The sequence below is a fragment of the Paenarthrobacter sp. FR1 genome (genome assembly GCF_051106045.1).
In the GTDB taxonomy this organism is placed as follows: domain Bacteria; phylum Actinomycetota; class Actinomycetes; order Actinomycetales; family Micrococcaceae; genus Arthrobacter; species Arthrobacter nitroguajacolicus_A.
Genome location: NZ_JBPFSF010000009.1, coordinates 162,648 through 186,818 on the forward strand (window position 1 = coordinate 162,648; position 24,171 = coordinate 186,818).

A 24,171-nucleotide genomic window follows, 5' to 3' on the forward strand; every position below is an offset into this window, starting at 1 on the left:
GTGCTCTCCCGATACGCCAAAGGCCGGCCGCACGCTGGTTCTCCAGCAGTGCGGCCAGCCTTGGCTGCAGGGCCTAGTCCTCCACCAGGAGGCCCTTCTCCTTGAGCTTCTCGGTCAGTCCGCAGAGCTCGATGGTGTTGCCGCCGTCGTGGTAGAGCTTGATGAGTTCGCGCTCGTGGTCGTCGCGTGCCTGGGACAGTGCGATGACTTCTTCGGCCTCTTCGCGGCGGACCACCACCACGCCGTCAGCGTCGCCGCGGAGGATGTCGCCCGGGTAGATGATTTCGTCGCCGAAGACGATGGGGTGGTTGATCGGGCCGAGGGTTTCCTTGACGGTGCCCTTGATGCTGACGCTGCCGGAGAACACGGGAAGGCCGAGTTCAATCAGGTCCTGGGTATCCCGCACGCCCGAGTCAGTGACCATGGCAGCGATTCCCTTGGCTTTCATCGCGTTGCCCAGGACATCGCCGAACGTGCCGGCCTCGGACATTTCCTGCGCGCCGACCAGGACCACATCGCCGGCCTGGGCATAGTGGATGGCGACCTGGAGCATGAGGTTGTCCTGTGGTGCGCAGGCAACGGTAACGGCCGGTCCGCAGAAGGACATGGAACGGTCGATCGGCTTGATCCTGGAGCTCAACGCGCCGCGGCGGCCCTGTGCTTCGTGGATCGTGGCCGAGGAAAACTTGGCGAGGCGGCTGACGAGATCGGCGTCGGGGCGCTCGAACTTGGTCTTGACGTGGATCATGGTCTGGATCTTTCTAGTTGAGGGCGTTGACGGCGTCGCGGATGGAGTCCACGCCGGCGTTGATGGTCTCCAGCGAGGTGGCGAAGGAGATCCGGAAGTAAGGGCCCAAGCCGTAGGCCGAACCCTGGATGACGGCCACGCGCGCGGCGTCCAACAGGTAGAGCGTGAAGTCCTGGTCGTTCTCGATGACCTTGCCGTCGGGCGCGGTTTTGCCGATCACACCGCTGCAGTTCACGTAGGCGTAGAACGCGCCTTCGGCCGGCGCAACGGACAGGCCGTTGATGGCGTTGAGGCCCTCGACGGCGGCGTCCCGGCGTTTGCGGTAGACCTCCACCGAGTCACGGACGAAGGACTGGTCGCCGTCCAGCGCCGCGACTGCTGCGGCCTGGCTGATGGACGACGGGCACGACGACGTCTGCGACTGCAGCTTGTTCATGGCCGCAATCAGGGGTACTGGACCCACTCCGTAGCCGAGCCGCCAACCGGTCATGGCATAGGCCTTGGAAACTCCGTTGACCAACAGGATGCGGTCCTTAAGTGCCGGTGCGGCAGTGACCAGGCTGGTCACGCGGCCGTCGCCGAAGTGGATTTCATCGTAGATCTCATCGGTGAGGATGAAGACGTGCGGGTGTTCCTCAAGGACCGCTCCGAGTGCCTGCAGTTCCTCGCGGGTGTACACGGCACCGGTCGGGTTGGACGGCGCGTTGAGGATGAGCCACTTGGTCTTGTGGCTGATGGCCTTTGCCAGCGCCTCCGGCGTGAGTTTGAAGCACGCCTCTTCGCCGCAGGCCACGATCACCGGGGTGCCATCGTTGGCGAGCACCATGTCCGGGTAGGAAACCCAGTACGGCGCGGGAACGATCACTTCGTCGCCCTCATTCAGGGACGCCATCAGCGCTACGTACAGGACCTGCTTGGCTCCCCCGCCGATGGTCAGCTGGTTCCGCTGGTAGTGGTGGCCGGTGTGGCTTTCAACCTTGCGAAGAATAGCGGTCTGCAGCTCCGGCGTACCGGTCACCGAGGTGTACTTGGTCTCGCCGTTGTTGATTGCCTCGATGGCCGCGGCCTTGATGTGGTCCGGAGTGTCGAAGTCCGGCTCGCCCACTGTCAGGTCGATGATCGGGATGCCTTCAGCTTTCAGTTCGCGGACGCGGGCGGCCGCGGCGACGCTCGCTGAGGACTTGATGCGGGTGACCCTCGACGCCGGCAGGTAGTCGGACATGTCTCCTCCAGGAATGTGGAACTCAGGACGCGCGGATTCGCGTATCCCCTTTTTCGAGACTAGGGATCCGCGAGCGCTGTGGATAAGACCTAATGTGCGTGGATCTATAAGGGGGTCTTATGACACCCCTTCCATGCACTTTGCTTATGGGTTCACGCGGTATTGGTATTTCCTTGGCCCGGTGAACTCTGCCTAGATTCGAGGGGTCGGAAGCGCCTGTTACGAAAACCGAAAGGGAGCCACATGCCAACCCAAACCGGGTCAGCCCCTGCCGTTTCATTGCAGGGCCACGCAGCCGCCGGACGGTACACCTACCGGGCGAAGGCCCCACGCTCGCAGCCCCTGGAAGCCGAACACACCAAACTCACGCATGCCCTGGCCGCGCATCGTCAACTGCTCTCCCACGCAGCGAGCGCCATCCGGACATTGACCGCCGCGCGGAACGAGTTGATCGCGCAGGCCCTGGAGGATGGGCTGACCTTGACCACGGTTTCGACTGTCACCGGGGAGAATCTGAGGACCCTCCGGACCATAGGTTTGGCTTATGACGACCTCCATCCGAGCGGTCTCCCCCGCAGCGCACATGTGGCCGCCTTGAAGCAGAAAAGCGCGGAACTCAGGGCAGCCGAAAGGCACCGTGACCAGATCACGGAACGTCGCGAGGCCCTGATGGTGATGGCACTCCGGAAGCAGGTCTGCGACGACCTGGAACTCGCCTCGCTGACCGGCCTCACCCCGGACCACGTCCGCCGGGCTACCCGCGGAAGCGTGCGTCCCGCCTGAGCCCACACCGTTGAACCCGGCACCAGTGCAGGGTAGAACGGGTAGATGACCAACGACGTGAATTCATGGATGGACCGGTACGAACGCGCGTGGACCTCAAACGAGCCCGACGACATCCGGGCCCTCTTCACCGAGGACGCCGTCTACTACGACAAACCCAACACGGAGAAACCGTGGAATGGCCACGAAGAGATCGTCAAAGCGTGGGCGGACGCAGGCGACAAGCCTGAGGACTGGACCTTCGAATGGACACTCCTGGGGCAGGACGGCGATACCGCTTTCGTCCAAGGCGTGACCACGTACCTCAATGGTGAGCCCACCTATGACAACCTTTGGGTGATCCGTTTCGCCGACGACGGCCGCGCCCGTGAATTCACGGAGTGGTACATGGCGCGCAAATAGCCACTATCGGGCAAATAGCCACTATCGGTCAGCGGGGCCGACCAGCACATTCTCGTGGATCTGGGTCCAGCCTTGGTATTTAGCTTGGCTGGCGTCGACGTCATCGTTGACGAGCTTCGCCTGTGAACCGTCAAACACAGTGAGGGTGAGGATCTCCTCACCCGTGGCAACCGCCGCGCAGCCCGCCCTCCACCGCTCCGGGAGTCCAACCGGCACCGCGTACAAGCAAAAGGAACCGCCTGTCTTGCTCTTGGCCCCGTAGTACTTCACGTCATCATGGGTAGCCAACAAACGGGCCGACCCCGGCTCGACCTCAAGATCCACTCCGGTGAGGCTCACGGGCTCCGGAAGCTGGTCTTCCGCCGTCGCTTCCCTGGCCAGGACGTCCGGGCCTGTTGGCGACGAACAACCGGCCAGCCCCAACGCGGCAACAATGGCAGCTACAGCGACAACACGACGATTCATGGCTCTGCCCCCTCAGGCTCTCGTGTCCTCGAGCCTAGCCCACGCCGGCATGTCAGTAGCTGTCACGCTCCGCGGTCTTGGACACGGGAATGAACGTTGAGGCGAAGCCTTCGGACGCACGGGCCAGGACCGCGACATCGGCGCCTACCAGCACAAAGGAGGCGCCAGCGTCGAGATAGGCGCGGGCGGTGGCCTCGTTGAAGGCGTTCACTCCGGCCGGTTTTCCGGCCGCTTTCGCGGCTTCCAGGCAATGTTCGACGACGGCCCTCACCAACGGATTTTCCTGCTGTCCCAGCAGGCCCATGGACGCCGCGAGGTCGGAGGGGCCGAGGAAGATGCCGTCCACGCCGTCGACGGCCAGGATCTCCTCGACAGCCGAGGCCGCTGACTCGGATTCGATCTGGACCGTGAGGCTGATGGACTCGGAGGCCGAACCCAGGTAGTCCGGGACGCGGTTCCAGCGTGACGAGCGCGCCAGGGCGGAGCCAACACCGCGAACACCGTGCGGCGGATACCGCACCGCTGCCACGGCGGTGGCGGCTTCAAAGGCCGAGTTCACCATGGGGATCATCAGGTTCTGCACGCCGAGGTCCAGGTATTGCTTGATGACCACGGTGTCGTTGACCGGTGGCCGGACCATGACCTGCACGGGGTAGCCGCTGACGGCATGGAGTTGGGCCAGGATGGATTCGAGGCCGTTGGGGCTGTGCTCGGCGTCGATCAGCACCCAGTCCAAACCGGACCCGGCGCAGATTTCGGCCACCAGCGGACTGCCTGAACACACCCACATCCCGGCCAAGGGACGACCCGCGTCGGAGAGGGCCGAGTAGAAGGTGGGGCTCAGTCGAAATTGCATGTCACGACTCCCAACGGTCCGTAATCCGCGTGCACGGTATCACCTTTGTACACCCACAGGGGGCGGGTAAACGAGCCTGCCAGGATGATATCTCCGGCCTTCATCGAGTCCCCGTGGGCGGCGATCTTGTTGGCCAGCCAGTGGACTCCGTTGGCCGGGTGGTCGAGCACTCCGGCGGCAACTCCGGTCTCCTCGACGGTCTGGTTTTTGTACAAGATGGCGGAGACCCAGCGGAGGTCGACGGCGTCCGGCCGCACCGGTCGTCCGCCTACCACCATGGCGCCCATCGCGGCGTTGTCCGAGATGGTGTCCACGATGGTCCGGCCCTCCATTTCGATCCTGGAGTCCAGGATTTCGAGGGCCGGAACCACGTAGTCGGTGGCATTGAGGACATCGAAAATAGTGCAGCCGGGCCCCTTGAGGCCGGACTTCAACACGAAGGCCAGCTCCACCTCCACCCGTGGATGGGTGTACTTGTCCCACTCCACGGAACAGCCGGTTTCGAGGACCATGTCATCGAATATGGCACCGTAATCCGGCTCGGTGATGCCCGTGGCGGCCTGCATGGCCTTGGACGTGAGGCCGATCTTCCGCCCCACCAACGTGCGCCCCGCTTCCTCGTTCCGCTGACGCCACAACTGCTGCACGGCGTAGGAGTCCTCCACCGTCATGTCGGGGTAGCGGGCCGTCAGCCGCGGCACCGGCTTGCGGCTCCGGCCTGCTTCGAGGAGCTCGTCGGCAATGGCTTCGATCGTCTTCGCGTCCAACATGGTTTAGACCTGCGCTCCCAGCTTGAAGCCCTCCGCCGCATCTGAAGCACCCTCGGGCCGGGTGTAGGAGAAGCCATCGGCGCCGACGGTGACGGCCATTTCGGACTTGTCTTCGCGCTCAATGATGGGCTGAGGGTTGCCGTCGAGGTCCAGGACCAGGGAAGCCTCGGTGTACCAGGACGGGACTACGGGGTTGCCCCACCAGTCGCGGCGCTGGTTGTCGTGGACGTCCCAGGTGACGGTGGGGTTGTCGGGATCGCCGGTGTAGTAGTCCTGGGTGTAGATCTCCACGCGGTGGCCGTCCGGGTCAAGGATGTAGAGGTAGAACGCGTTGGACACGCCGTGGCGTCCGGGGCCGCGTTCGATCCGGTCGGAGATGCGCAGGGCGCCCATCTTGTCGCAGATCTGGATGATGTTGTGCTTCTCGTGCGTGGAGAAGGCGATGTGGTGCAGGCGGGGTCCGTTGCCGCCGGTCAGGGCGGTGTCGTGCACGGTCTGCTTGCGGTGCATCCAGGCGGCGTACGTGACGCCGTCGGAGTCCTTGATGTCCTCGGAGACGCGGAAGCCGAGGTCCTCCAGGTACTTGCGTCCGCGGGGAACGTCAGGGGTGACCTGGTTGAAGTGGTCCAGGCGGACCAGCTCGCCGGCGGAGTAGAGGTCGTAGCGCTGGGTGAGGCGTTCGACGTGCTCAACGTCGTAGAAGAACTCGTACGGGAAGCCCAGCGGGTCCTCCACGCGGACGGAGTCGCCCACGCCCTTGGTGAAGCCTTCCTTGCGGCGCTCAACGCGGCAGCCCAGCTCGCGGTAGTAGGCCTCGGCGGCGTCCACTTCGGCCGGGGACTTCACCCTGTACGCGAAGGCAGCGGCTGCAGCAACGGGTCCTTTGCGGAGCACCAGGTTGTGGTGGATGAACTCCTCGAAGGAGCGCAGGTAGATGGTGTTCTCATCTTCCTCGGTGACGTGCAGGCCCAGGAGGTCCACGTAAAACGCGCGGGACTTCTCCAAGTCCGTGACCACCAGTTCCAGGTACGCACAGCGGACGATGTCCGGAGCCGGAACGGTGGGAGTGGGGATGGGGCCGGTGAAGGGGTTGCTCATGGGATTCTCTCTTCGTTGAAAGGGGTCATTTGGGTGGATTTTTTGTACAGGTACGGCCCTTTAGAACGGGCTTTGGGGGGCGTTATCTGTACAAAAACTCCGAGTTTAGGGTTTAGGCGCCGAATTTGGGTGTGTGGACCGAGCCGAGGGTGATGTGCACGGCCTGCTGGTCGGTGTAGAAGTCGATCGAGCGGTAGCCGCCCTCGTGGCCCAGGCCGGAGGCCTTGACGCCGCCGAACGGGGTGCGGAGGTCACGCACATTGTGGCTGTTGAGCCACACCATGCCGGCTTCGACGTTCTGGGAGAAGTTGTGGGCACGGGTCAGGTTCTGCGTCCAGATGTAGGCCGCCAGGCCGTACTTGGTGTTGTTCGCCAAGGCGAGGGCCTCGTCGTCGTTCTCGAAGGGCGTGATGGCCACGACTGGACCGAAGATTTCCTCCTGGAAGATCCGCGCGTCAGGCGCGACGTCGGCAAACACCGTGGGTGCGATGTAGTTGCCTTCGGGCAGGTGGTCGGGTCGGCCGCCGCCGGCCAGGAGCCTGCCTTCCGACTTGCCGATCTCCACGTATGACGCCACCTTGTTGTAGTGCTCCGGGTGGACGAGCGCGCCCACCTGGGTCTTGGGGTCGTGGGGATCGCCCACCACGATGTTCTTGGCCCGGGCGGCGTACTTTTCGCAGAATTCGTCGTAGATGGCCCGCTCAACGAGGATGCGGGAGCCTGCGGTGCAGCGTTCGCCGTTGAGGGAGAACACACCGAACAGTGCCGAGTCGATCGCGGCGTCCAGATCGGCGTCGGCGAACACGACGCACGGGGACTTGCCGCCGAGCTCCATGGACAGGCCCTTGAGGTTGGCGGCTGCGTTGCGGAAGATCGTCTGGCCCGTGGTGGTCTCGCCGGTGAAGGAGATCAGCGGCACGTCCGGGTGCTTCACCAGTGCATCGCCGGCTTCTTCACCCAGGCCGTTGACCAGGTTGAACACGCCGTCGGGCAGGCCGGCGTCCTTGAAAATCTGCGCCCACAGCGACGCAGAGAGCGGGGTGAACTCGGCAGGCTTGAGGACCACGGTGTTGCCCGTTGCCAAAGCCGGGGCGAGCTTCCAGGACTCGAGCATGAAGGGCGTGTTCCACGGCGTGATGAGGCCAGCGACGCCGATCGGCTTGCGGTTCACGTAGTTGATCTGCGAGCCCGGGACCTTCATGGCGTCATCGAACTGGGCCACGATCAGGTCAGCGAAGAAGCGGAAGTTCTCGGCAGCCCGGAGCGCTTGGCCCTTTGCCTGGGTGATCGGCAGGCCGGTATCGAACGTTTCCAGTTCGGCAAGGCGTGCTTCCTGCGCTTCCACGGCGTCGGCGATCTTGTTCAGGACGCGGGCACGTTCGCGCGGCTTCATCTTCGGCCACGGGCCGTTGACGAACGCTTCGCGGGCAGCGGCGACGGCGAGGTCGATGTCTTCCTTCTGGCCCGCAGCAGCAGTGGCGTAGTTGCCGTTGGAGACAGGGTCCAGGACGTCGAAGGTCTTGCCGGACACGGAATCAACGAATTCACCGTTGATGAAGTGCTGGATGTGGGACGGCAGATTCTCGGGAATGTAGTGCTTGGCGGTCTCTACTGAGGTCGTCATCGTTGAAGTCCTAACTAGCGATCAGTGGTTGGTGGTTACGGTTTTGCTTGGGCCAAGTAGGCGTCCAGGGTGGCGGCGCGGTGCTGGCGGGCTGCTTTCTCGATGGTGTCTGCGTCCGCGGCGTTCTCAATGAGCTGCAGCAGTGCCTCGTGTTCGCGCACCGATTCCTGCGCGCGGCCAGGCACGAACCGGAATGTGGACGAGCGCAGCGAGGCCAGCCGGTTCCAGCCGCGGTGGACGAGGTCCAGAATGTGCGGATTGGGGCAGTGTTCAAAAAGTACGCTGTGGAAGTCTTGGTTCAGCGCCGTGAAGCGGACGGGATCGAAATGCTCCAGGCACTCGCGCATCTCCTCGTTCACCGCACGTGCCCGGGCAATCGCTACCGAGTCGATCAGCGGAGCGGAAAGTGCCGTGGCCGCACCCTCCACGATGCTCAGTGTCTGCATCGTGTAGAGGTACTCGGTGGGGTCGATCCCGGACACCGTGGCGCCCACGTTCCGCTCGAACTTCACCAGCCCTTCGGCTTCCAGTCGGCGAATCGCTTCCCGCACGGGAACCACGCTGAAGCCCAGGTCTTCGGCGATTTTCGCCAGCACCAGCCGGTAGCCCGGAGTGTAGGTGCCTTCCACGATCCGCGCCTTCACGGCGGCATAGGCCTGCTGGGACTTACTTTCGACGGCGGCTTCAGTCACCTTGGGCCCCTTCCGTGGCTTCCCAAGCCTTGTAGCGGGCCTGCCACTCGGCGTTCATGGGGTAGAGCCCATCAACGCTGTGGCCTTCCTGGACCATCTGGAAAATGAAGATTTCTTCCTTTTCCTGCTGAATGCAGTCGTCCACCAATTCCTCGGCAATAGCCGGCGGAATCACCAGGATGCCGTCCGAGTCGGCCACGATGATGTCTCCGGGCTGCACGGTGGCCCCCCCGCAGGCAATGGTGATATCCGTGTCCCACGGGATGTGTCGGCGTCCCAGCACTGCCGGGTGCGGATTCGCAAAGTACGTCGGCATTTCCAGTCCCGCCACGGCCGCGTAGTCACGAACGCCGCCGTCGGTGATGATGGCAGCGGCCCCCCGGACCTGGGCACGCAGCGCGAGGATGTCCCCCACGGTGCCGGTCCCCTTTTCCCCGCGGGCTTCCATCACCAGGATTTCGCCTTCGTTCACGGAGTCAATGGCGCGCTTCTGGGCGTTGAACCCGCCGCCGTGGGACTTGAAGAGATCTTCGCGGTTGGGCACATACCGCAGGGTCCGGGCCAGGCCCACCACTTTGCGCTCCGGACGGGTGGCCTGCAGGCCGTCGATGCTCACGTTGTTCAGCCCGCGCTTGCGCAGCTGGGACGACAACGTGGCCGTAGCGACGCTTTCCAGCTTTGCCTTCAGTTCAGGAGTCAGAACACTCGCGGCCGTCTCCGGTCCTGCAGCCTCCAGGCCAGCCGCCTCCCGGGATCCGTACGCCTCTTCCCGCTGGGTGTCATCGGTCTTGGGTCGGGCACCAAAGTCCGCGAACGGCGTCGTACCTTCCGTTACCTTGGTGACCAAGCGGCCGCTGCTGAAGTCACCACCGGTGACCTCAATTTCGACGACGTCACCCGGCTTGGCAACGGAGGCGCCGGCGGGGGTGCCGGTGAGGATGATGTCGCCCTCTTCGAGCGTGAGCAGCTGAGAAAGGTCCGCGACGAGCTGCGCGAACGGGAAGAGCAGGTCTTCGGTGGTGTCGTCCTGGACGCGTTCGCCGTTGTGCCAGGCCCGGATGCGCAGGGCGGCGGGATCCACGGCGTCGGCTGGGATCAACGCTGGACCTACCGGCGTGAAGCCGTCGCCGCCCTTGGACCGGACGTTGGATCCTTTGTCCGCGTAGCGGAGGTCGTAGACGCCGAGGTCGTTGGACGCGGTGACCCACTCGACGTGGCTCCACGCATCGTCGAGGCCGACGCGGCGGGCGGATTTGCCGATGACCAGGGCGATCTCGCCTTCATAGCCGAGCAGTTCACAACCGGCCGGACGCTCCACCGTGCCGGGGGCATCAGCCGAGCCGAGCGCCAAGGACGAGGAGGGCTTCAGGAAGTACGACGGCTGCTGCGGGGTACGTCCACGCTGCGCGGCACGGCTGGGGTAGTTGATGTGGACCGCAATGACTTTGCGCGTCCGGGCCAGCATGTCCTGGCTGACTTCCTGGGTCCGGAACTCCAGTGTCACGGCGCCTCCTCTGATCGAACATTTATCGAGTACGAAATCGTATACGAAAACTATGACCCGGAAACGTGATCCACGTCAACCCCCAACTGACTGGCACTAGTGGTTGTTATGAGCCGCCAAAACAACCACTATTGCCAGTTAGTTGGAAAGGGAGGTGCGCGATGGAGAAGAGTGAGCCGGAGTTGCTGAGGTTCTCCAGCGGAGCGGAGTGGGAAGGTTGGCTCGCCGGGAACCATGACACCAAGACCGAGGCCTGGCTGGTGATTGGCAAGAAGAACTCCGACGCCGGGTTGATCAGCATCGGGGAGGCGCTGGACGGCGCACTCTGTTTCGGCTGGATCGACGGGCAAAGGAAGGGCTTTGACCAGAAGACCTTCCTGCAGAGGTATTCGCGTCGTCGGGCCCGGAGTTCGTGGTCCCAAGTCAACGTAGGAAAAGTGGAAACCCTGATCCAGGCTGGACGCATGCAGTCATCCGGATTTGCGGAAATCGACGCAGCGAAGGCGGACGGGCGATGGGAAGCCGCCTACGTCTCACAGGCCAACGCTGAGGTTCCGGACGATCTGCGAGCCGCATTGGCACTCAGCCCTGCAGCCAGCGACGCTTTTGACCGGCTCGGAAAGACCGACAGATACCTCATCATCCTGCAAGTCCTCAAAACCCGAACGCCGGACTCTCGCGCCAAGATGGTGGCGAAAGCCGTGGACGGCCTGGCGCTGGGGAACTAACCGCCCTTACATCTTGTCGGTGGGCTCCCGTAGGGTACCCGCATGGACATCATCCTTGTACCCGGCTTCTGGTTGGACGCGTCGTCGTGGGAGGAGGTGACCCCACCCCTGGTGGCGGCAGGACACACTGTTCATCCGCTCACCCTGCCAGGGCTGGAGTCGGTGGATTCCGCACGGGCGGGCATCGGCCTTCGCACCCATATTGATGCCGTAGTGGAGAAAGTGGACTCGCTCCAGGGAGAGGTCATCCTGGTGGGCCACTCGGGCGGCGGCGCCATCATTCATGGCGTCGTGGATGCCCGCCCCGACCGCGTGGCCCGTGCCATCTATGTGGACAGTGGACCACTCGGCGAGGGCGGGGTCGTCAACGATGAACTGCCCGACGACGGCCACGACATTCCGCTGCCGCCGTGGGAAGCATTCGAGGACGAAGATCTCGTGGACCTCACCGACCACCTGAAGGAAGCCTTCCGCGCACGGGCTATCCCGGAACCCAAAGGGGTCGCTTTCGACCAGCAGCACTTGAACGACATCCGGCGCTACGACGTCCCCGCCACGATCATCGCGTGCCAGTTTCCGTCGTCGCTGCTCAAGGAATGGATGGACGCCGGGCACCCGTTCACAGCCGAACTAGCCCGGATCCGGGATGTCCAATACATAGACCTGCCTACGGGCCACTGGCCGCAGTTCACCAAGCCCAAGGAACTGGGCGAAGCAATCCTGACGGCAGTGGGCCGCGCCGACTAAGGACGGGGCGGCGTATTTGTGGCTGGTCCTTCCGGCGCTGCGCCGCCCTCACCCGTCCAGTCACTACCGGTGGTGTCATCCAAGGCGGGATCAGATATGACATCCGACTTGATGGTGGGCACCGTGGTCGCAGTGGGCTTCGCATCTGAGTGTTGGCCGGACTTCGGTGAGGTGATGCCCGGGAACATGGTCTCGGCCTTCTCCATCAGCTTCTTGCCGGCCTCGTACAGGTTGTCCAGGATGTCAGGAACGGATTCCTGAACGGCTTCCGTGGCCTGATGGACGTTCTCCTGAACCTCCGGGTTCTTCCAGACCTTTTCCGTGCCTCCACGGATCCGCCGGTACACCTCCGGCCAGGATTTGGATCCCCACACGTAGCCGACAGCCACGCCAACGGCGAACAATGCTTTGCCTTTCACAGCAATCACTCCTTCCGAGGTGTTTATCCTTCGACAGTAGTCCCGCGGGCTGCACCATGCCACCCGCGCCTTGACCGTGGGCAAGTTAATACGGATTTGCCGAAATAAAAGAGTCCACTAAAATGTTATGCCATCCAGCGGATAACCGCAGGGAGTAACCGCATCACAACCCGAGGAGTGAAAACCATGGGACTGGGTGACAAGATTAAGAACGCCACTGAAGAAGCAGTTGGCAAGGTCAAGGAAAAGACCGGCCAGGCTTCGGGTGACAGGGACCTTCAGGCCGAAGGTCAGGCAGAGCAAACCACGGCAAATCTGAAGCAGGCCGGCGAGAAAGCCAAGGACGCCGCTAAGGGCGTCAAGGACTCTTTGGAGGGCCGTTAGGCCTCGAATCCGCGCATCCCCGGGCCTGGGGCCAAGGGCAGCCTAATAGTCAGGTTACTTGCTACTAGCCAGCTGAGCGGCTAGCGTTACTGGTGTAGTACCGAGTCCGACCCAATCGGCAGGAGTGCTTTATTGGCTGTATATAACAAATTCATCGGGGTTGCATAAATCGTTCCACTCCCCCAATTCCATAGGGCCTCCAGGGGCCCCATTACGGTGCCTACAGCTTGGAACAGGCACCCGGTGAACTTACTCGCTTCATCACGTTCATGGAATTTCCATAACAAGAAAGTAGGAGCAAAAATGGGTTTCTTTGGTTTTCTTCTGCTCGGCCTTTTGGCTGGCGCTATCGCAAAGCTTATTCTTCCCGGCCGCCAGGGTGGCGGCTGGCTGATCACCCTCCTGTTGGGCGTCGTCGGCGCTCTGCTGGGCGGCTGGATCGGTGGCCTCATCTTCGGCACCGGCCTTCAGGAATTCTTCTCCCTCACCACGTGGCTCCTGGCTATCGGCGGCTCGATCATCGTGCTGCTGATCTACGGCCTGGTCACTGGCCGTAAGGCACACCATGGCTAACAACCAGAATCGTGATGCCAACGCCGACGAACGCGAAGGTCAGTATTCCGAGGGCGACTACGGCGACGCAGGTGCGTCACCGGAAGCGTTGAAGGACGACGCCGGTGGTGACTACACCGAGGGTGACTATGCCGAGAAGACCGTCCCATCAGCGGACGCGGAACTCGACGAGCACAACACGGAGGACACCCCCAAGGATCGTCCATTCTCCTCCGAACCGGACGACGAAGCATCTGGCTCAAGTGGCCAGTAACAGCTGAATATCCGCAAAGAACCCGGAGACTGCGACTGCAGCCTCCGGGTTCTTTCGTTGTGCCGGGAGCCTGATACTTTCGGGCATGGATTGTCGGGGCAACTGCGGAGCTGTCCGCGTAGCGTCGGTGGAGGAATGGAGATAGCCGTGCGCGAATGGAACCAAGCGATCGAACTCATTGAGCAGGACCTGACTGCGGAGGTAGAGGTGGGTGCGTTGGCGCGGACCGCCCTCACGTCCGAGTATCACTTCCGCCGGATGTTTTCCTCCTTGGCGGGGATTCCCGTCTCGGAGTACATCCGCCGGCGCCGCCTGACGGCCGCCACTGCGGAGATCCTGGACGGCGATACAGTCTTGGACGTCGCCGTTCGCTACGGATACGGATCAGCAGAAGCGTTCACGCGGGCGTTCAGGGCCATGCACGGGCTGACGCCTACCGAGGCGCGACGCCCCGGCGCGGTACTTCATTCCCAACCTCAGCTGAGGTTCCACCTCCGAATCGAAGGGAATACCGACATGAAGCACCGCATAGTGAAGAAGGCAGCTTTCCGCCTGATTGGCTTGAAAGCACGTGTCCCGCTGGTCCACTCCGGGCCCAACCAAGCCATCATCGACTTCCAGCGAAGCCTGGATCCGGCAGTCACCAAGCGCATGCTGGAGTTCGCGGATACCGATCCATCAGGACCGCTATCGGTCACGGACAACATCGATGAACAGCGCACCGAAGGAAGCAACCTGGACTACTGGCACGCAGTAGCCTCCACTCAGCCGGCACCTGAGGGTTTCGACTCCCTTGAGGTGCCTGCTGGGTTGTGGGTTGTCTTCACAACCGAAGGAAAGTTCCCGGAAGTTCTTCAAAACATGTGGGCGGACGCTGCAACGGAGTGGTTTCCTGCCAACCCGTACAGGTGGGCACCCGGACCAGAACTGCTCAGCGTCCACGTGGAAGCTGGAGGTAGCCATGGACGTGGGGAGCTGTGGATCCCCATCGAGTCTCAGAGTCCTTTGCCGCCCGTGACGGGCAGCACTGCTCCGGACATGTAGGAACCCTCGTCGGATGCCAGCAAGACGTACGCGGGGGCCAACTCAGCCGGCTGTCCGGCCCGGCCCAGCGGAGTGTCCTGCCCGAAAGTGGGCAGCTTGTCCGGCCATTCCGTAGCAGGGATCAGGGGTGTCCAGATGGGTCCCGGGGCCACGGCATTGACTCGGATTCCCTTGGGTCCAAGTTCCTCAGCCATGGCCTTGGTGAAGGCCACTTGGGCCGCTTTGGTCATGGCGTAATCAACCAGCTGGGCTGACGGATTGAAGGCCTGGATGGATGCCGTGACGATGATGGACGCACCGGGACGTAGATGTGGAATCGCCGCTTGCGCCGTCCAGATGAGCGAGTAGAGGTTGGTCTTGAAGACGCGGTCGAACTCCTCGGTGGGGATGGTCTCCAAACCTTCGCGGTTCTTTTGGTAGGCCGCGTTCAACACCACTACGTTGAGGCCACCTAGTTCCTGCACGGTACGCTCCACGATGTCGGTCGCGAAACCTTCGTCCCGGGCGTCGCCGGGCAGCAGCAAAACCTGGGCGCCGCACTCACGGATCCATTCCGCCGTCGACTGTGCGTCTTCCTCTTCCTCCGGAAGGTAGCTGATGGCCACGTTGGCGCATTCACGGGCGTAGGCAATAGCCACGGCTGCACCGATACCGGAGTCGCCGCCCGTGATGAGCGCCGTCTTGCCCCGCAACCGGCCGTGTCCCACATAGCTCTTCTCGCCGTGGTCCGGTTGGGGTTCCAAGGGCTTGGTAAGCCCCGGCTGTTGCTGTTCCTGCTGCGGGAATTTACCGGTGTGGTAACCACTCCGGGGGTCGGACGGTGCGGAGGTGAGCTTGTGCCCGTCTGCCTGCGGCTTCTGGTTTGGATCATCCTGAGTCATGGTTCTGCCCCTTTTCAGATTGCACTGCTTCAGATTGCACAGTTCTCATTGCCTGTACCCAGCGGTCCTCCTGCCTGTACCCACGGGCCGGCAGCCCTAAACCCGTGGCGTCAGGTCCGGAGCGTCCTGGCCTTCACCATCAGGAACAGTCCGTAAGCAATAAGCCCCAACGCTACGGCGGCCAAGAGATACGGCCCATAGGGCTGTTCCCTCAGCGCCTTGAGGCTTCCGTCGAGTCCAGTTGATTGTTCGGGCTGCGCCCGGACTGTGGCGATGACCACCAACAGGCCAACCAGGAAAAGGGCGATCCCCTTGGCGATGTACCCCACCACGCCCACGCCCACCTGGAACTTCCGTACCGTCCGGGCAGACGAGAGTGAGAGGTCTTTGGTGAATGTCTGCCGAAATCCCCGCACGGCAAACACAATGCCCGTGATCGCGATCCCGGCGCCGGCAGCGATGAGCAGGAACATCCCGAAGGGCGCCTTCATCAGCGTGACGGTAACGTCGCTGGAACTTTCCCGGCTGTTCTGCCCTTTGCCTACGACGAACGAAATGATGGTGGCAGCAAGGGCGGCAAACACCATCGCCTGTCCCACCGCCGAGAGCCTCTTGCCGAGTTTGTTGGACCCTGTCCTTTGCCCCAGGATGGCGTTCCCCAATTGCCATAAAGCGAGGGCTGCACACGCAGCGAAGCATGCCCATAACAGGAAGGGCCCGGCTGGTTGGCTGGCCAACGATGCGACAGCTCCGGACACATCGGCCTCACCGCCACGGCCCACCGCAAGTTGGAGGGCGATGGCGCCTATGAGTATGTGCAACAAGCCGCTTACGACGTACCCCGCCCGGGCGACAACCGCAAAGGTGCGCGAGTTCGAGGCTTCCTCGGCCATGTCGGCGGCCTTTCTCATCTCTTCCTTGATGACAAGCCTCCTTAGTTATGCCGTCTGCACACCATCGTGCCACCCGAACCCCGCCAAAGCCACGTCCCCAACCACCGCGAGCTTAACGACCTTGGGCAGGCACCTGAGGTGCCTGCCCGCCCAGAAAAATGAAAGGTCCCTAGAACCCGACCACCGACTGCGGCCAGATGCTCCGAAGCCCTGCGCCGAGGGGGTTGAATTGCTCACGGACGGCCACGACTGCACGGGCCTGGCCGGGAACTTCCCCTGCCTGGCGGCCAGTCTCCACGACACCGCCATGGGCATCGGTCTTCACGTAGGCAGCGCCGGTGTTCATGGACTTGGCGGAGATCTGCTCAGTCATTTCGGTGGTCCTTCCTGGAAGTTCCCATCAGCTCCATTGGCTGATGTTTCAACCATCGGATGGGGTCCTCAAGAACGACGCCGGGTCATCTCAAGATTGGCTCAAGCTTTCAGCCTGCACCTCAGAACTCGAACAGCACCTCCAGAACCTGCCCTGGGGCCAAGGTGAGCCGGGCACTCACGCGCGTGCCGTCGTCGTGGATCTCGAAAGCCGCAAAGGGCTCGACGGCGGCAGGAACCGGGGCGTCGGCCTCGCCTCCGAGGTACACCAGAGAGGCGAAGCAGCTGCGTTCGCCCAACAACCGGCCCTCAAGATAGCTGCACGCGGCATGCTCTCCCAAAGGCGAAACGCCTTCCGCTCGGAAGATCCCGCTGCTTGAGTAGCCGTGGAGCGGCCAGACGGCTGTTCGCAGTGCCGGGGTACGAAGGAATCCGTCCTGCTGGTCCACCGGGACGGTGCCGGCAAGGGCGTAGCCGCCCTCGCGGACCGTCTGGATTGAACCGGTCGGGGCACTAATGGCATGCACCCGCAGTTCGTATCCATTTGCCGCGGCAGTTCCTGTGGCTACCCGCCACGGCGAGCCAGCGGGATCGTCGGCGTCATTCCATACTGGGGCGTGCCAACTGGCCGCTTGCTTGCACCCTGCCCGGAGGCGGTGAATCCTGGCACGCCGGCTGGGAACTCCCGCGTCATTGAGGATGGCGACGTGGTTGTCCACCGGCTGCTCTGTGAACAGCGGCGCCGTGTGGCTCGAGTAGGCGAGGCGTCGGTAGAGGGGGTCGTCCGGGCCGGGGGCGTAGTACTTGTCACTGCCATGGTTGAGCAGGCGGGCGATGCCGTCGGCGGCCGTGGAGTGGAGCACGTAATTGGGCCCCTCCACCCGCTTCACGCAATCGTCGTTCTCCACCGGCGACGGCTCCTCGACCGCGGTCCACGCAGGATGGTCCGCGGGCAGGAGGAGCCCCACGAACGCCTTGGAGGTCCAGTACGGGGAGGCCGGACCGGAGTATTCCTGGGTCATCGGCTCAAACTCGCCGAGCCACCCGAGGGACGGCAGGCCGCCGTCGTACGCTCCGCCGTCGAGGAAGTACTGGGCGGCACCGCTGGCGAGCCGGCGGGTCTGGCCCGGGTTCAAGGGCGTGGCGCAGATCGCCTCCCCCATGAACAGGGGTGCAACGGCGGCGTAGCGGTAGATCAGGGAGCGGCCGTGGAAGACAGGTGCACCGTTGGAGCCGAAGAAACGGACGTGATCCTCCAGGAAGGCAGCGAGCCGGCCCCTGTAGACCTCCAGCCGGTCATCGGCATCGGGATGCCTGCCCGCGGCGAACTCTGCCCACAGGATGGGGTAAAGGTGCATCGCCCAGCCGCAGTAGTAGTCGAAGAAGTCGCCGGTGCCGTCGTTGTCCCCGTCCCTGTACCAGCCGCCGCCTGCGTACCAGTCCTCCAGACGCTTCAGGCCGTGCTCAATCTGGGTCTCGTCGTGTTCGAACCCCGCACCGGCCAGGAACTCGGCGATCATCACTTGGAAAAGGACCCAGTTGTTGTCCACGCAACTGCTCCGCGAGGAGCCCTGCAGCCAGGTGGCTACACGGGATTGTTCTCCAGGGCCGAGCGTGTCCCACAGCCAAGGTTTGGTGAGCTGGAGTCCCAGGACGATGGACGCAGCCTCCACCATTGGCTGCGAACGGTCGGTAATAGGCAGCCACGCTTCCGGACTCCCGGCCTGCGTTCCCTCAAGGAGGCCTTCGCGGTACAGGCCAAGATGCCCATGGGGGTCGCTCCCCTTCTCCCCAGCCACCCTGAACGCCGCCATCAGGAACGTTCGGGCGAAGCCCTCCATCCCGTCGGATAAAACCCCCGACGACGACGGCCTGCCGCCCAGCCCGATCAGCGCCTTCCGCGGGGAAAAGTGAGGTCGCACCGCGAGCAACTGTAGATCCGCGAACGCCAGCCAATGCTGCCGCGTCCACCCGGTTATCGGGCTGAGGTCAAAATCCGGGGCGGGCATGGTGAAGCCGGTTGCCATGAGTCTCCTGCAGGGGCGCGTAGTGGCTAGCCTCCTTACAGTAGGTGTCCGCAGCGGGGCGCGGTGCGAAGTGAACAAAACTGAACTTCCCGGGCGCCGCCTAAAATGTGATGCACATCACTCAGTATCCAGCGTGAGGTTGGTCGAGGTTGCCTCGTCTTCTTCATGTAGGCGCAAAGAGCGCCAGCATCTACTACACAGGAGTGATTGCCATGACCACCCAGACGCACACCCCCGCAGACGTACCCGCAAAGAACGCAACCGCCACCACCCCGGCGCCGGTACTGGACAAAGGCAAGGACGGCCGCGGAGCCACTACGGTAGCCGATGGCGTAGTAGCAAAGATCGCCGGCATAGCCATCCAGGAAATCCCCGGCGTCCACGCCTTGGGCGGCGGTGCGGCCAGGGCGATCGGAACCCTCCGCGAAAAGGTTGGCCAGAAGGACCTCACGCAGGGCGTCAACGTTGAAGTTGGCCAGACGCAGGTGGCCGTAGACGTCACCCTGGTGGTCGAGTATCCGCACCCGCTCCAGGAAGTGGCCGATAACGCCCGCGACGCCGTCTACACGGCCATCGAAGACCTCGTGGGAATGGAAGTCACCGAGGTCAACATCACTATCACCGATATCCACGTTCCCTCCGAGGATGCCGATTCCGACGACGCCGAGCGTGAGCCGAGGGTCGCATGAACCCCACCGTCACCGGCCTGGCCATAGGTGCGGTCCTGGCGCTGGCAGCGTTGGCCTTTGGATTCTGGGGCCTCCTGCTGACGGCACTGTTCATGGGCGTCGGGGCTGTCCTGGGCCGCTCCGCCGAAGGAAAGCTTGACCTGCGCGGCGTGCTGGACGCGTTGCGGGGCAAGCGCTCCTCATCATGAGTCGCGCCGGCCACACGCGCATCACCCAGCACGCTCTCCGGAAGACGCTCGAAGCCGTCACCGCCCAGGCGTTCCGGATAGGGGCGGGAAACGTGGCAGCCGAACTGGAGGACGACGCCGGGAAGCTCGGGGTAAGCCTCTCCGTCAAGCTGTCACTCCCGCCGCTTCTGGGACCGCGGAAAACCACGGACACCGTCTTCCAGCAGGCCCAGGCAGCACGAACACAGCTGGTGTCCCGCGGCCTGGAGCTGACCGGCCTGGAGATCGGCCGGGTGGATATCCGCCTCGCAGGTGCCAAGGAGCAGCCCCGTACCAAGGATCAGTCCACGGAACGAGTCGATGAAAGGAGAGTGCTGTGAACCAAGACCGAATCCAACGGCGGATGATCCGCCGGGAAACGCACTCGTCGCGGGCCCTCCCGTCTATCATCTCTGCCTGCGTCCTCATGGTCGTTTTCCTATGGCTCGCAGCGGAAGCAGTGCTGTGGATCCTTAAGGACCAGCCGCTGCTGGCAAGCCCCTCGCAGATGCTCCAGTGGCTTGTGGACCTTCCGGACACCACGCTCCCGGCGGGAATGGCAGCGACCGGCGCCGGCCTTGGAATTCTGGGCCTGCTGCTGCTGGGGCTTGCCGTGGGCAGGGGCCGGAAGGCCCGACGCTCCTTGGCGAGCCAGCGCGCCGCCGTGGTGGTGGACGACGACGTAATCGCTGCAGCTCTCTCCAACACCACCCGGCTCGCCGCCGGCCTGGCCCCAGGGCAGGTGACCACCACCGTCGGTGGACGGTCCGTACGCGTCCAGGTGCGTCCGACGTCGGGCGTTCCGTTGGACCTTGAGTCCGTGACAACAGTGGTCGACGGCGAACTGGCCGCCTTCGCGCTGGACCGCCGGGCGTCGTCGAGTGTCCGGGTACTGAACCAAGGAGCAGTGGGGCAATGAGGCAAACAAACCGTGCACTGAACCGCATCCTGCTTGCCCTCCTGGGCCTTGCACTACTGGGTGCCGGCGCCGCAGTCATCGCGGCCGGAACCCTGCCGGGAGCAGCGGATACCTGGACAACAATGGCTTCATCCGTCCGCGATTCCGCCCGGAACCTCGTGGACACCGCACCCCTACCGGACCCCGTGCGGAGTTGGTGGCTGGTGGCAGGAATCGCGGCGCTGCTGGTGGGGGTCGCCCTCAGCGCGGCCTGGCTCGCCTCCCAAGGCGGGGGACGTACTCCACGCCTCGCCGAGCAACAGGACGGGGCTGAGGAACGGGGCGGATCCCAGGGGGCAGGGGACGCCCGCGGCCGGACAGTAGTGGACGTCGGGCTGGTCTCCACAGCACTCCGGGAAGCCCTCCGCGGGAACCGGGACGTCCTGGCTACGTCCGTTTCGGCGTGGGAGTCACGGCGGGGAACCGCTCTCCGGCTCCGCGTGGAAGCCCGCAAGGGAAGCTCACCGCGGGAACTTGCCGACACCGCCGAAGAACTCATCCGGGAAATAGATGCCCTGCTGGGACATCCAATCCCCGTCCTGGTCCGAATTACCAGCGGCGCCCGAACCCAGGTGTCCGGATCGCGACGTGCACGGTAACCGCTGGAACGCATTTCTCTCCACCAAACCATGCGCGGCACCACAGAGCACGCGCCTGAAAAGAAAAGGGAACACCATGGGAATCAACGACAAAATCAACAACGCCGCCGCCGAGCACCTTGGCGCGGCGAAGGAAGGTGCCGGAAAACTGACCGGCGACCAGTCGCTGGAGCGTGAAGGCCAGCACGATCAGGCCCAGGCAAAACTCCAGCAAGCAGGTGAGAAGGTCAAGGACGCTGCCGCCGACATCGGTGACAACATCAAGGATGCCGCCCAGAAGCTCAAAGAGGGCTTCACCAGGAAGTAGGCCTTTCCCGGGTCGGCACCGCAGCGATTGCGGGGCCGGCCCCTTTCCTCGATGACCCTCGACCCCACTGGGAAGGTAGAACGTGACTGGTTCACCCGCGGCGCAGCACCAACTGGACCTCGTTCCGGATGCCTTGCTGGCCGGCCGGGCAGCAGATGGTGACACGGCAGCTTTCGAAGCGCTCGCACGTCGACACGGCCCACTGATGCGCGCCACCGCCCGCCGGTTGACGGGCAGCCTCGCCGACGCCGATGACGTGGTCCAGGAAACGCTGGTGCAGGCATGGAAGCAGATGGACACCCTGAGGGAGCCTGCCGCCGTCAAAGGCTGGCTCTTGAGGATCCTTGGTAGCCGCAGCATCGACCACCTCAGGAAACGACGCAACCACGTGGATCTGGACCACGTGGAAAGCCCGCGCGATGACAGCCCCCGGACGGGAACCCAGGATCCGGAAAACAACGCCGTCAACGCCTCGCGGGTGGAAGCGCTCAAGGCCGCGCTCGCCGCACTCCCCGAGGAGCAACGACGCTGTTGGGTACTCAAGGAATTCAATGACCAGAGCTACGAGGAGATTGCGCTGACGTTGAACATCAGCCCCGCCAGTGTCCGAGGCCGGTTGGCCCGGGCACGGATCACGCTCGCACGCACCATGGAGGAATGGCGATGAACACCCCCAACGACACCCTCGACTGCGGGCACAGCCTTGCGGATCTCAGTGCCTATCTGGATACGGGACAGATTGATGATCCCGCGCACCTGGAGAGGTGCCCCGAATGCCAGGCCGCACTGGCCTCCCTGCGCAACCTCTCCCAACTCGGCGGGGATTTGCTCCGGTCCGATGTAGCAGACGCGGGCTCAGGCAACGACGACTGGATGCAGTCCATCCTGGACAACCTGCGCTTGGAACTGCGGCCCGGACGGAGCATTCCCTTGCAGGCGGAACACCCGGATGACACGCTGTGGGAATCCGAAGGAGCGGTCTCGGCCTTGATCCGGTCCGTGGCCGACGCACTCCCGGGGACTGCGGCCGGCAAGTGCCGGCTGCAGGGAGAGGTGACCACCATGGGAGCCCCCATCACAGTGGAGGTGGAAGTAGCCGTGGTGTACGGACACCCCATGGAAGAACGCGCAGCCGCCCTCCGTGACGAGCTGGCGAGGACGCTGGCAACCCAGACAGAACTGAACATCCAGACCATCAACATCACCGTGACGGACGTCCTCGAGCCGCCGGCACCGGTCCAGCCCACCGATACACCTGACACCACAGATCCGCTGAACACGGAGGACCAGCCATGACGGAGTTTTTGGAAGCCGCGAACACTTCCCCTGTGGGCGGGTCGGCAGCCGTGTCAACCGCCCTGGCCGAGGAACTGCTCGGCCTCGTCCAGGCGGTCGAGGGGGTCCACTCGGTCTATCCCGCCCAGCCATTGTGGCAGTCCATAGCCGGTGCCGCCCTGGCTGCGGTCACCGGAGAGAAACTTCCGCTGATCGGCCTGGTCGAGACCGGCGACACACTGGCCGTGAAAGTCAGGATCGGGGTGAGTGCTTCCCACCCTGCTCCGGCCGTGACCCGCGAAGCAGCCGGGGCGATCCGCAGGCACCTTCTCCCCCGGGCCGCCGTCGTCGAGATTTCCGTGGTGCAGCTGGGCAGTTAGGCAACGGGCGTCCAAGTCGCCGGGTTCTGGTTCATAATGAACAAACTGAACACAAGTGAACTTGATAGGCGGACACCTGCATGCTGACCGAGGATCGTCAACAGCTCATCCTGAGGGAACTCGCCCTGAACGGTTCCCTCAATGCCAGCGAATTCGCGGCGAAACTGGGTACCTCCGGGATGACCGTGCGGCGGGACCTTGCGGTGCTCGCGGAGCAGGGCCTGCTGGAAAGGGTCCACGGCGGCGCCATCCCGGTGGGTGGCAAACCGTCCGCTGGACCCGCGACGCAGCCCTCCACATCCTGGCGTCCGGGCGGGAGAAGGCCCCTGGCGACCATCGGGATGATCGTGCCGTCGGCGTCGTACTATTTCCCGGGCGTTATCCGCGGCGCTGAAGCCGCCGCGCAGGAAGCGGGCGTCCGCTTGGTGCTGGGCGTCACCAACTATTCGGACGCGGAAGAGCGGCGGCAGCTGCGGCGGCTCTACGAACACGGCGTGGATGGAATCCTCATCACTCCCAGCGGGCAATCGTTGGCAGGTACCGAAACTCTGGAGCTGCTGGCCGAGGCGGAGGTGCCGGTGGTAGTGGTGGAACGGTCCATCGACGACGCCCTGGACCACGGCCGGCTCGAAGCCGTGCGGAGCGACCATGTCCGCGGCTCGGAGATCGCCGTGAACCACCTGTTGGGCCTCGGGCACCGGAAAGTCGCTATTTGCCTGCGTGAGAACAGCCCCACCGCCCCGCAACTCATCGAGGGCTTCCACCTGGCCATGCAACGGGCCGGACATGCCCGCGATGACTCGATGGTGCGTGCCATGTCCCGCGCCCAAAACGATCCCCAGGCCCACCGTGAACTGGTGGACCGGATCCTCGATTGGTGCGCATCAGCGGAGGTGACGGCCGCCGTTGTCCACACCGACGAGGACGCGCTCCAGTTCGTCAGCGCGTGCCTGGAACGGCAGATCCGCGTGCCGGAAGACTTCGCCATCGTCTCCTACGACGACGAGATCGCCGCCCTCGGCGCCGTCCCGCTCACCGCTGTGGCACCGCCAAAATACGACGTCGGCCACCAGGCTTTGGTGATGTGCCTGAGCCGCATCGGGGCGCGTCGCGGAAGCACGTCCGCGCTGCAGCGGGTGAACCTGTCCCCGGCGTTGGAAGTGCGCGGCTCCACGCAGGTGTAACCCCCAGGACGCCCCGAGATGGCTGTTTACTTCTGTTCACTTTGTTGATGATGTTCATTTTTGTGGATTTCATGGTGGTAGTCCAAAA

32 protein-coding genes are annotated in these 24,171 nt (G+C 63.8%); 18 read left to right on the forward strand and 14 right to left on the reverse strand.

The genetic code is table 11. The features are described from left to right. Positions 1-73: 73 nt before the first annotated feature. Together ACR30Z_RS17310 and ACR30Z_RS17315 are read right to left on the reverse strand one after the other, a co-directional pair. Positions 74-748 carry a 4-carboxy-4-hydroxy-2-oxoadipate aldolase/oxaloacetate decarboxylase gene (locus tag ACR30Z_RS17310; RefSeq protein ID WP_144652310.1) on the reverse strand — a complete coding sequence of 225 codons (675 nt, stop codon included), beginning with the start codon at positions 746-748 and terminating at the stop codon, positions 74-76. A 13-nt stretch (positions 749-761) separates the two neighbouring features. Further along, entirely contained in the window at positions 762-1,970 is a 1,209-nt protein-coding gene (locus tag ACR30Z_RS17315) for an aspartate transaminase (RefSeq protein ID WP_434373795.1), read from the reverse strand. Between the two features lie 243 nt (positions 1,971-2,213). On the opposite strand from ACR30Z_RS17315, the gene ACR30Z_RS17320 reads away from it, so the two are divergent. After that, positions 2,214-2,753 carry a hypothetical protein gene (locus ACR30Z_RS17320; RefSeq protein ID WP_434373796.1) on the forward strand — a complete coding sequence of 180 codons (540 nt, stop codon included), beginning with the start codon at positions 2,214-2,216 and terminating at the stop codon, positions 2,751-2,753. Between the two features lie 45 nt (positions 2,754-2,798). Continuing rightward, positions 2,799-3,155: a nuclear transport factor 2 family protein gene (locus ACR30Z_RS17325; protein WP_144652312.1), complete on the forward strand. Its 357-nt coding sequence runs from the start codon at positions 2,799-2,801 to the stop codon at positions 3,153-3,155. 21 nt (positions 3,156-3,176) lie between these two features. Here the strand turns inward: ACR30Z_RS17325 and ACR30Z_RS17330 are convergent, their stop codons facing one another. The 7 genes from ACR30Z_RS17330 to ACR30Z_RS17360 form a co-directional block, all read right to left on the reverse strand. Then, positions 3,177-3,620, reverse strand: a complete 444-nt coding sequence (locus tag ACR30Z_RS17330; protein WP_144652313.1) for a hypothetical protein — start codon at positions 3,618-3,620, stop codon at positions 3,177-3,179. A 52-nt stretch (positions 3,621-3,672) separates the two neighbouring features. After that, positions 3,673-4,476, reverse strand: coding sequence for an aldolase/citrate lyase family protein (locus ACR30Z_RS17335; RefSeq protein ID WP_144652314.1), 804 nt, complete (start codon positions 4,474-4,476; stop codon positions 3,673-3,675). Next, entirely contained in the window at positions 4,461-5,246 is a 786-nt protein-coding gene (gene hpaH, locus ACR30Z_RS17340) for a 2-oxo-hept-4-ene-1,7-dioate hydratase (protein ID WP_144652315.1), read from the reverse strand. Before hpaH ends, ACR30Z_RS17335 begins: the two co-directional genes overlap by 16 nt. 3 nt (positions 5,247-5,249) lie before the next feature. Beyond that, positions 5,250-6,344, reverse strand: a complete 1,095-nt coding sequence (hpaD, locus tag ACR30Z_RS17345) for a 3,4-dihydroxyphenylacetate 2,3-dioxygenase (protein WP_144652316.1) — start codon at positions 6,342-6,344, stop codon at positions 5,250-5,252. Positions 6,345-6,456: 112 nt separating this feature from the next. Then, positions 6,457-7,968 (reverse strand): 5-carboxymethyl-2-hydroxymuconate semialdehyde dehydrogenase, encoded by a 1,512-nt coding sequence (hpaE, locus tag ACR30Z_RS17350; RefSeq protein ID WP_144652317.1) that lies wholly within the window; start codon positions 7,966-7,968, stop codon positions 6,457-6,459. A gap of 35 nt (positions 7,969-8,003) precedes the next feature. Continuing rightward, complete coding sequence (locus ACR30Z_RS17355) at positions 8,004-8,660, reverse strand: GntR family transcriptional regulator (protein WP_144652318.1); 657 nt, start codon at positions 8,658-8,660, stop codon at positions 8,004-8,006. Beyond that, positions 8,653-10,164, reverse strand: coding sequence for a fumarylacetoacetate hydrolase family protein (locus ACR30Z_RS17360; protein ID WP_434373801.1), 1,512 nt, complete (start codon positions 10,162-10,164; stop codon positions 8,653-8,655). The genes ACR30Z_RS17355 and ACR30Z_RS17360 overlap by 8 nt, the downstream gene beginning before the upstream one ends. Before the next feature lie 161 nt (positions 10,165-10,325). Here ACR30Z_RS17360 and ACR30Z_RS17365 point away from each other — a divergent pair, with 161 nt between their 5' ends. Next, a complete protein-coding gene (locus ACR30Z_RS17365) occupies positions 10,326-10,892 on the forward strand; it encodes a YdeI/OmpD-associated family protein (RefSeq protein ID WP_434373803.1) in 567 nt (188 codons plus the stop codon). Positions 10,893-10,934: 42 nt separating this feature from the next. Next, positions 10,935-11,639: an alpha/beta fold hydrolase gene (locus ACR30Z_RS17370; RefSeq protein ID WP_434373805.1), complete on the forward strand. Its 705-nt coding sequence runs from the start codon at positions 10,935-10,937 to the stop codon at positions 11,637-11,639. On the opposite strand, the gene ACR30Z_RS17375 is transcribed toward ACR30Z_RS17370, so the two are convergent. Next, positions 11,636-12,058: a hypothetical protein gene (locus ACR30Z_RS17375; RefSeq protein ID WP_434373807.1), complete on the reverse strand. Its 423-nt coding sequence runs from the start codon at positions 12,056-12,058 to the stop codon at positions 11,636-11,638. The genes ACR30Z_RS17370 and ACR30Z_RS17375 overlap by 4 nt on opposite strands. A gap of 186 nt (positions 12,059-12,244) precedes the next feature. Between ACR30Z_RS17375 and ACR30Z_RS17380 the strand changes: the two genes are divergently transcribed. The 4 genes from ACR30Z_RS17380 (at position 12,245) to ACR30Z_RS17395 (ending at position 14,312) form a co-directional block, all read left to right on the forward strand. After that, on the forward strand, positions 12,245-12,442 hold the full coding sequence (locus ACR30Z_RS17380; RefSeq protein ID WP_144652323.1) for a CsbD family protein: 198 nt from the start codon (positions 12,245-12,247) through the stop codon (positions 12,440-12,442). Positions 12,443-12,745: 303 nt separating this feature from the next. Further along, positions 12,746-13,015, forward strand: a complete 270-nt coding sequence (locus ACR30Z_RS17385) for a GlsB/YeaQ/YmgE family stress response membrane protein (protein ID WP_011776522.1) — start codon at positions 12,746-12,748, stop codon at positions 13,013-13,015. Next, on the forward strand, positions 13,008-13,268 hold the full coding sequence (locus ACR30Z_RS17390) for a hypothetical protein (protein WP_144652324.1): 261 nt from the start codon (positions 13,008-13,010) through the stop codon (positions 13,266-13,268). The genes ACR30Z_RS17385 and ACR30Z_RS17390 overlap by 8 nt, the downstream gene beginning before the upstream one ends. 147 nt (positions 13,269-13,415) lie before the next feature. Further along, on the forward strand, positions 13,416-14,312 hold the full coding sequence (locus ACR30Z_RS17395; protein WP_144652325.1) for an AraC family transcriptional regulator: 897 nt from the start codon (positions 13,416-13,418) through the stop codon (positions 14,310-14,312). On the opposite strand, the gene ACR30Z_RS17400 is transcribed toward ACR30Z_RS17395, so the two are convergent. The 4 genes from ACR30Z_RS17400 to ACR30Z_RS17415 all read right to left on the reverse strand — a co-directional run bounded on the left by ACR30Z_RS17400 (position 14,264) and on the right by ACR30Z_RS17415 (position 18,485). Continuing rightward, positions 14,264-15,193, reverse strand: coding sequence for an SDR family oxidoreductase (locus ACR30Z_RS17400; RefSeq protein WP_434373810.1), 930 nt, complete (start codon positions 15,191-15,193; stop codon positions 14,264-14,266). The genes ACR30Z_RS17395 and ACR30Z_RS17400 overlap by 49 nt on opposite strands. Before the next feature lie 110 nt (positions 15,194-15,303). Further along, complete coding sequence (locus tag ACR30Z_RS17405) at positions 15,304-16,104, reverse strand: DUF1206 domain-containing protein (RefSeq protein WP_434373812.1); 801 nt, start codon at positions 16,102-16,104, stop codon at positions 15,304-15,306. A gap of 151 nt (positions 16,105-16,255) precedes the next feature. Continuing rightward, positions 16,256-16,459: a hypothetical protein gene (locus tag ACR30Z_RS17410; RefSeq protein WP_144652328.1), complete on the reverse strand. Its 204-nt coding sequence runs from the start codon at positions 16,457-16,459 to the stop codon at positions 16,256-16,258. A gap of 121 nt (positions 16,460-16,580) precedes the next feature. Beyond that, on the reverse strand, positions 16,581-18,485 hold the full coding sequence (locus ACR30Z_RS17415; protein ID WP_434373815.1) for a DUF2264 domain-containing protein: 1,905 nt from the start codon (positions 18,483-18,485) through the stop codon (positions 16,581-16,583). Between the two features lie 212 nt (positions 18,486-18,697). On the opposite strand from ACR30Z_RS17415, the gene ACR30Z_RS17420 reads away from it, so the two are divergent. The 10 genes from ACR30Z_RS17420 (at position 18,698) to ACR30Z_RS17465 (ending at position 24,083) form a co-directional block, all read left to right on the forward strand. After that, complete coding sequence (locus tag ACR30Z_RS17420) at positions 18,698-19,174, forward strand: Asp23/Gls24 family envelope stress response protein (RefSeq protein WP_144652330.1); 477 nt, start codon at positions 18,698-18,700, stop codon at positions 19,172-19,174. Then, positions 19,171-19,362: a DUF2273 domain-containing protein gene (locus ACR30Z_RS17425; RefSeq protein WP_144652331.1), complete on the forward strand. Its 192-nt coding sequence runs from the start codon at positions 19,171-19,173 to the stop codon at positions 19,360-19,362. Before ACR30Z_RS17420 ends, ACR30Z_RS17425 begins: the two co-directional genes overlap by 4 nt. Beyond that, positions 19,359-19,721 carry a hypothetical protein gene (locus ACR30Z_RS17430; protein WP_434373818.1) on the forward strand — a complete coding sequence of 121 codons (363 nt, stop codon included), beginning with the start codon at positions 19,359-19,361 and terminating at the stop codon, positions 19,719-19,721. The genes ACR30Z_RS17425 and ACR30Z_RS17430 overlap by 4 nt, the downstream gene beginning before the upstream one ends. Then, the gene (locus tag ACR30Z_RS17435; RefSeq protein ID WP_434373820.1) at positions 19,718-20,299 is read left to right on the forward strand and encodes a hypothetical protein; all 582 of its coding nucleotides are present in this window, start codon (positions 19,718-19,720) and stop codon (positions 20,297-20,299) included. Before ACR30Z_RS17430 ends, ACR30Z_RS17435 begins: the two co-directional genes overlap by 4 nt. After that, positions 20,296-20,937 carry a hypothetical protein gene (locus ACR30Z_RS17440; protein WP_144652334.1) on the forward strand — a complete coding sequence of 214 codons (642 nt, stop codon included), beginning with the start codon at positions 20,296-20,298 and terminating at the stop codon, positions 20,935-20,937. The genes ACR30Z_RS17435 and ACR30Z_RS17440 overlap by 4 nt, the downstream gene beginning before the upstream one ends. A 76-nt stretch (positions 20,938-21,013) precedes the next feature. Then, positions 21,014-21,244, forward strand: a complete 231-nt coding sequence (locus ACR30Z_RS17445) for a CsbD family protein (RefSeq protein WP_144652335.1) — start codon at positions 21,014-21,016, stop codon at positions 21,242-21,244. An 82-nt stretch (positions 21,245-21,326) separates the two neighbouring features. Next, complete coding sequence (locus ACR30Z_RS17450) at positions 21,327-21,911, forward strand: RNA polymerase sigma factor (RefSeq protein WP_144652336.1); 585 nt, start codon at positions 21,327-21,329, stop codon at positions 21,909-21,911. Further along, entirely contained in the window at positions 21,908-22,540 is a 633-nt protein-coding gene (locus tag ACR30Z_RS17455; protein WP_434373823.1) for an Asp23/Gls24 family envelope stress response protein, read from the forward strand. The genes ACR30Z_RS17450 and ACR30Z_RS17455 overlap by 4 nt, the downstream gene beginning before the upstream one ends. Next, positions 22,537-22,899, forward strand: coding sequence for a hypothetical protein (locus ACR30Z_RS17460; RefSeq protein WP_434373825.1), 363 nt, complete (start codon positions 22,537-22,539; stop codon positions 22,897-22,899). The genes ACR30Z_RS17455 and ACR30Z_RS17460 overlap by 4 nt, the downstream gene beginning before the upstream one ends. An 80-nt stretch (positions 22,900-22,979) precedes the next feature. Beyond that, positions 22,980-24,083: a substrate-binding domain-containing protein gene (locus tag ACR30Z_RS17465; RefSeq protein WP_434373827.1), complete on the forward strand. Its 1,104-nt coding sequence runs from the start codon at positions 22,980-22,982 to the stop codon at positions 24,081-24,083. Positions 24,084-24,171 lie beyond the last annotated feature (88 nt).

Excerpts from the sequence above, each read along its gene's own strand:
- ACR30Z_RS17415 (WP_434373815.1), bottom strand. The coding sequence starts at position 18,485 with ATGGCAACCGGCTTCACCATGCCCGCCCCGGATTTTGACCTCAGCCCG.
- ACR30Z_RS17405 (WP_434373812.1), bottom strand. The coding sequence starts at position 16,104 with ATGAGAAAGGCCGCCGACATGGCCGAGGAAGCCTCGAACTCGCGCACC.
- ACR30Z_RS17380 (WP_144652323.1), top strand. The coding sequence starts at position 12,245 with ATGGGACTGGGTGACAAGATTAAGAACGCCACTGAAGAAGCAGTTGGC.
- hpaD (WP_144652316.1), bottom strand. The coding sequence starts at position 6,344 with ATGAGCAACCCCTTCACCGGCCCCATCCCCACTCCCACCGTTCCGGCT.
- ACR30Z_RS17370 (WP_434373805.1), top strand. The coding sequence starts at position 10,935 with ATGGACATCATCCTTGTACCCGGCTTCTGGTTGGACGCGTCGTCGTGG.
- ACR30Z_RS17455 (WP_434373823.1), top strand. The coding sequence starts at position 21,908 with ATGAACACCCCCAACGACACCCTCGACTGCGGGCACAGCCTTGCGGAT.
- hpaH (WP_144652315.1), bottom strand. The coding sequence starts at position 5,246 with ATGTTGGACGCGAAGACGATCGAAGCCATTGCCGACGAGCTCCTCGAA.
- ACR30Z_RS17460 (WP_434373825.1), top strand. The coding sequence starts at position 22,537 with ATGACGGAGTTTTTGGAAGCCGCGAACACTTCCCCTGTGGGCGGGTCG.
- ACR30Z_RS17335 (WP_144652314.1), bottom strand. The coding sequence starts at position 4,476 with ATGCAATTTCGACTGAGCCCCACCTTCTACTCGGCCCTCTCCGACGCG.
- ACR30Z_RS17410 (WP_144652328.1), bottom strand. The coding sequence starts at position 16,459 with ATGACTGAGCAGATCTCCGCCAAGTCCATGAACACCGGCGCTGCCTAC.
- ACR30Z_RS17325 (WP_144652312.1), top strand. The coding sequence starts at position 2,799 with ATGACCAACGACGTGAATTCATGGATGGACCGGTACGAACGCGCGTGG.
- ACR30Z_RS17420 (WP_144652330.1), top strand. The coding sequence starts at position 18,698 with ATGACCACCCAGACGCACACCCCCGCAGACGTACCCGCAAAGAACGCA.
- ACR30Z_RS17330 (WP_144652313.1), bottom strand. The coding sequence starts at position 3,620 with ATGAATCGTCGTGTTGTCGCTGTAGCTGCCATTGTTGCCGCGTTGGGG.
- hpaE (WP_144652317.1), bottom strand. The coding sequence starts at position 7,968 with ATGACGACCTCAGTAGAGACCGCCAAGCACTACATTCCCGAGAATCTG.
- ACR30Z_RS17365 (WP_434373803.1), top strand. The coding sequence starts at position 10,326 with ATGGAGAAGAGTGAGCCGGAGTTGCTGAGGTTCTCCAGCGGAGCGGAG.
- ACR30Z_RS17440 (WP_144652334.1), top strand. The coding sequence starts at position 20,296 with ATGAGGCAAACAAACCGTGCACTGAACCGCATCCTGCTTGCCCTCCTG.
- ACR30Z_RS17465 (WP_434373827.1), top strand. The coding sequence starts at position 22,980 with ATGCTGACCGAGGATCGTCAACAGCTCATCCTGAGGGAACTCGCCCTG.
- ACR30Z_RS17385 (WP_011776522.1), top strand. The coding sequence starts at position 12,746 with ATGGGTTTCTTTGGTTTTCTTCTGCTCGGCCTTTTGGCTGGCGCTATC.
- ACR30Z_RS17390 (WP_144652324.1), top strand. The coding sequence starts at position 13,008 with ATGGCTAACAACCAGAATCGTGATGCCAACGCCGACGAACGCGAAGGT.
- ACR30Z_RS17315 (WP_434373795.1), bottom strand. The coding sequence starts at position 1,970 with ATGTCCGACTACCTGCCGGCGTCGAGGGTCACCCGCATCAAGTCCTCA.
- ACR30Z_RS17310 (WP_144652310.1), bottom strand. The coding sequence starts at position 748 with ATGATCCACGTCAAGACCAAGTTCGAGCGCCCCGACGCCGATCTCGTC.
- ACR30Z_RS17425 (WP_144652331.1), top strand. The coding sequence starts at position 19,171 with ATGAACCCCACCGTCACCGGCCTGGCCATAGGTGCGGTCCTGGCGCTG.
- ACR30Z_RS17430 (WP_434373818.1), top strand. The coding sequence starts at position 19,359 with ATGAGTCGCGCCGGCCACACGCGCATCACCCAGCACGCTCTCCGGAAG.
- ACR30Z_RS17445 (WP_144652335.1), top strand. The coding sequence starts at position 21,014 with ATGGGAATCAACGACAAAATCAACAACGCCGCCGCCGAGCACCTTGGC.
- ACR30Z_RS17400 (WP_434373810.1), bottom strand. The coding sequence starts at position 15,193 with ATGACTCAGGATGATCCAAACCAGAAGCCGCAGGCAGACGGGCACAAG.
- ACR30Z_RS17320 (WP_434373796.1), top strand. The coding sequence starts at position 2,214 with ATGCCAACCCAAACCGGGTCAGCCCCTGCCGTTTCATTGCAGGGCCAC.